The 4,212-nt window shown below is 68.5% G+C and carries 4 protein-coding genes and 1 pseudogene; 3 read left to right on the forward strand and 2 right to left on the reverse strand.

Translation table 11 applies throughout. The features are described 5' to 3' along the window. From B8460_RS23400 to B8460_RS20940, 3 genes and pseudogenes are all read left to right on the forward strand, one after another. A pseudogene (locus B8460_RS23400) lies at positions 1-237 on the forward strand (hypothetical protein); the annotation flags it as partial. After that, positions 234-920 carry a haloacid dehalogenase type II gene (locus B8460_RS10500; protein WP_048861552.1) on the forward strand — a complete coding sequence of 229 codons (687 nt, stop codon included), beginning with the start codon at positions 234-236 and terminating at the stop codon, positions 918-920. The pseudogene B8460_RS23400 and the gene B8460_RS10500, both read left to right, overlap by 4 nt. Before the next feature lie 275 nt (positions 921-1,195). Next, a complete protein-coding gene (locus tag B8460_RS20940; RefSeq protein WP_148360522.1) occupies positions 1,196-1,660 on the forward strand; it encodes a hypothetical protein in 465 nt (154 codons plus the stop codon). Positions 1,661-1,716: 56 nt separating this feature from the next. Here the strand turns inward: B8460_RS20940 and B8460_RS10505 are convergent, their stop codons facing one another. Both B8460_RS10505 and B8460_RS10510 read right to left on the reverse strand, forming a co-directional pair. Then, positions 1,717-2,850 (reverse strand): acyl-CoA dehydrogenase family protein, encoded by a 1,134-nt coding sequence (locus tag B8460_RS10505; RefSeq protein ID WP_048861553.1) that lies wholly within the window; start codon positions 2,848-2,850, stop codon positions 1,717-1,719. 43 nt (positions 2,851-2,893) lie between these two features. Further along, the coding region (locus B8460_RS10510) for a DUF6537 domain-containing protein (protein ID WP_199445609.1) at positions 2,894-4,212 on the reverse strand (1,319 nt) is incomplete at its 5' end.

The following is a 4,212-nucleotide window of genomic DNA, read 5'->3' on the forward strand; positions in this document are numbered from 1 at the left end:
GCGGGCGCGCTCGCCGCCGATACGGACGTCGCGGCGACGGCGACCGCGCTGCTCGGCGCGGTGTTCGCCCTGCGCGTGCTGGCACGGCTCGATCCCGATCCGGCGCGTCTGCGGGCCGTTGCCGATCAGGCGATCGCCAGCCTGCCGAGGGCGCAGGCCGCCTGCAATCCGCGTGCGTCGCCCCGGCGGCGCGGCGGTCCCGACCCATCCCGTTCGATCGGAGGAAACCAGTCATGACACGGCTTACCGGCATCCGCGCCTGCGTGTTCGATGCGTACGGCACGATCTTCGACTTCGCCTCCGCCGCCGCGCGCTGTCCGGACATACCGGAGGACCGGCGCGCCGCGCTGACCGCGTTGTGGCGGGACAAGCAGGTGCAGTACACGTGGCTGCGGTCGTTGCAGGGACGCTATGCCGATTTCTGGCAGGTGACGGGCGAGGCGCTGGATTTCACGCTCGACACCCTCGGCCTCGCGACACCCGCGCTGCGCGACCGGCTGATGGAGCTGTATCTGACCTTGTCGGCCTTCCCGGAGGTGCCGGCGACGCTGCGCGACCTGCGGGCGGCCGGGTTCAAGACCGCGATCCTGTCCAACGGGTCGCCCGCGATGCTGGACGCGGTGGTGCGCGGCGCCGGGCTGCATGTCCTGCTCGACGCGGTGCTGTCGGTCGACGCGGTGCGGGTCTTCAAGACCGATCCGCGCGTCTATGAATACAGTCTGCGCGCGCTCGGCGTGCGGGCGGAGGAGGTGTCGTTCCAGTCGTCCAACGCCTGGGACGCCTATGCGGCCTCGGCGTTCGGCATGCGCGTGGTGTGGTGCAACCGCTATGGCCAGCGCCGCGAACGGCTGCCCGGCGCGCCGGACCATGAGGTGCGGAGCCTGGCGGAGCTGCCGGGGCTGTTGGCGGCGCCGGGGTGAGGGTTAACATCGGCGCTGGACTGCACATTGGCTGCCGACGTGTGGCGGGACGCGACCGCTTAACACACCGAGTTGACGGATTTCAGCCTTCCCGACACGTCGACATTGCACGTCCTTCTGCGGGCGAGCGTCGGCAACGATCTGCGAAGCGATAGCGAAGAAGACTATTTCGTGGAAATGGGAGCCAGCTATCCTGCGCCGTGCGGTAGCTGACGACTTTCTCGATCACAGTCCTCCCGAACCGCGAGTTTCAAAGTTCTACGAGGCAGTAACGAATGAGGAATGCCACCTTGCTCTTGCTATTTTGCTTTGCTGCCTGCGCGGGAGCGTTTCCAAAGATGTTGCCCGGACAAATTTATTCGAAGAATGGGACGATGCTGCAATTCCAGATAGAGCGGGCGTATCGCACTGGTTCTATGCAGGCTTTCAACGCGGCGACTGGAGAACAATTTAAGGGACAATATGTTGGCATCATCAGGCAACAAACTGCGGTGTCGTTCGGATCCGGATCTGCCAACACGAACTACTTCAGTCTGAATAGAGGTGGGTCTGCAAATACCTCTGTGTTTGGTAATCAGATTACGAACGTAAGTTCCAATATAGCAGAAGCTAAAGGCTTTCTGCGTGGAGACAGAGGAACTATCCTGAATTGCCAAATGACAATAGAAACCGGCCTCATGCCTCATGGCCTGGGGGTATGCACTGATAACCATAACGCCGACTATCAATTGCAATTTTAGCTATTTCGAGGTTAATGCAACAAGTTTCTTATTGTGTTCTCTGAATTTTGTATGCCCTACAACATCCGCTGCAAAATAATCTTCTGCACGTCGCTCGTGCCCTCATAGATCTGGCAAACCCGCACGTCGCGGTAGATGCGTTCCACCGGATAGTCCGCCAGATAGCCGTACCCGCCGAGGGTCTGGATGGCGGCGGTGCAGATGGCTTCGGCCGCCTCGCTGGCGAACAGTTTGGCCATGCAGGCGGCTTCCAGCGCGGGCAGCTTCGCGGCGCGCAGGCGGGCGGCGTGCAGGGTAAGCTGGCGGGCGGCCTCCAGCTTCGTCTTGCACTCCACGAGGCGGAAGCCGACGGCCTGGTGGTCGACGATCGCGCGGCCGAAGGCCTGGCGGTCGCGGGCGTAGCCGATGGCGTACTCAAGGGCGGCACGGGCCATGCCGATCGACTGCGCGGCGATGCCGATGCGCCCGCTTTCCAGGGTGGACAGCGCGATGCGGTAGCCCTCGCCCTCGGCGCCGATGCGCCACTCCTCCGGCACCTCCATGTCCTCGAACGACAGGGCGCAGGTCTCGCTCGCCTTCTGCCCGAGCTTCTCCTCGACGCGGGCGACGCGATAGCCTTGCGTGTCCTTGGGCACGACGAAGGCGCTCATGCCCTTCTTGCCGGCGGCGGGATCGGTCATCGCAAACACGATGGTGCTGCCGGTGATGCCGCCGGAGGAGATGAACTGCTTGCTGCCGTTGATCACGTAACGGTCGCCGCGCCGCACCGCGCGGGTGCGCAGCGCCGAGGCGTCGGAGCCGGCGGCGGGTTCGGTCAGCGCGAAGCTGCCGACGTGTTCGCCGGCCGCCAGCGGGCGGAGGAAGCGGTCCTTCTGCGCGTCGCTGCCGAACATGGCGAGCACGGCGCAGGACGGCGAGTTGTGCACCGACAGCAGCGTGCTGACGGACCCGTCGCCGGCGGCGATTTCCTCCAGCAGCAGGGCGTAGGTGACGGCGTCCAGCTCCGAGCCGCCCCACTCCGCCGGGGTGGTGGCGCCGAGGAAGCCGAGTTCGCCCATCTCGGCGATGATCTCCGGCTCGATCCGCCCGGCCTTTTCGCGGGCGGCGGCCTGCGGGGCGAGGCGTTCCTGCGCGAAGCGCTGCGCCATCTCCACGACCAGCGTGTCGGCGCCCGAAGTGCTGTCCAGCATGTCTCTCTCCCGTCGTGCCGCTCCCGCCTGCCTCTTCCGGCGGTCAGGCGGCGGAGGACAGTATCGGCCGATCGAGGGCGGCGAGAAGCCCCGCGCGCGTCTCCTCCGCCCGGCGGCGGGCGGCGAGCTTGACCGGGCCGAAGCCGCGCACCGTGTCGGGCCAGCCGGCGAGGGCGACGGCGGCATCGACGGTCTCCGGCCGGAGGGCTGCGCAGGCGCAGTCCATGTCGGCGGCGTAGGTGTCGATCATGGCGCGCTCCATCCGCCGGTCCTCCTGCCGCCCGAACGGGTCGAGCGGGGTGCCGCGCAGCACGCGGCCGTGGCGCAGGACACCGAACAGCGGCAAAGCGAGCCAGCCGGGCACCGCTATCTTGCGCCGCCGGCCGGTCGCCGGATCGGCGCGGGTCAGCAGGGGCGGGGCCATGTGGAAGCGCGGGCGGGCGGCGCGATCATACTCGCCGGACGCGGCGGCGGCGGCGTGCAGGCGGGCGACCTCGTACTCGTCCTTGTAGCTCATCGCCCGGAACCATCCCTCGGCGGCGGCGCGGGTGAAGCGGCCGGCGCGGCCGAGCGCGCGGGTCTCGGCCGCCGAGGCAGCGGTTACGCGGGCGCGGTAGAGGCGGGCCCAGCGCCGGCCGCCCCAGGCGCGGAGGTGTTCGGCGCGGGCGTCGATCAGCGCGTCCAGGGCCTGCGGCGGCGTCAGCACCGGATGGTCGGCAAGGATTTCGTCCGCCATCTCGGGCCGGGCGGCAAGAATCCGGCCCCAGAGAAAGGCGCGGCGGTTCATCGCCACGGCGGCGCCGTTCAGCTCGATCGCGGCCATCAGCGCCTCCTGGCTGACCGGCAGCAGACCGCGCTGCCACGCGAGGCCGATGAGCAGGGTGTTCATCGCCTGCGCGTTGCCGAACAGACGCTCGGCCAGACGCTCGCCGTGCAGCCAGACATGGGCGTTGCCGCGCGCCTGCCGTTCGATCGCGCGGCGATGCAGGGCGGCGTCGATCGGCAGGGTCGCGTCGTGCTTGAAGGCGGCGGTGGCGGCGAGGTCGAGATTGCCCACCACCGCGCCGGAGCCGCGCACGCGCCCGAGCACGTCGGGGCCGGCGGCGACGGCGAGGTCGGCGGCGATCATCACGTCCGCGCCCTCGGCCGGGATGCGCACGACGTCGAGTTCGTCGCCCCGGCCGATCTGCACATGCGAGACGACGGCGCCGTTCTTCTGCGCCATGCCGGTGAAGTCGAGGGTCGAGACGGCGGCGCCGTCCAGATGCGCCGCCTGGGCGACGATCGCCCCGGCGGTGACGATGCCGCCGCCGCCGATGCCGGCGAACAGGCCGCGCCACGGCCGGTCGGGCGGCAGCGCCG

Source organism: Acidisphaera rubrifaciens HS-AP3 (genome assembly GCF_000964365.1).
Classification (GTDB): Bacteria; Pseudomonadota; Alphaproteobacteria; order Acetobacterales; family Acetobacteraceae; genus Acidisphaera; species Acidisphaera rubrifaciens.

Coding starts and splice junctions, on each gene's coding strand:
- B8460_RS10505 (WP_048861553.1), bottom strand. CDS start 2,850: ATGCTGGACAGCACTTCGGGCGCCGACACGCTGGTCGTGGAGATGGCG.
- B8460_RS20940 (WP_148360522.1), top strand. CDS start 1,196: ATGAGGAATGCCACCTTGCTCTTGCTATTTTGCTTTGCTGCCTGCGCG.
- B8460_RS10500 (WP_048861552.1), top strand. CDS start 234: ATGACACGGCTTACCGGCATCCGCGCCTGCGTGTTCGATGCGTACGGC.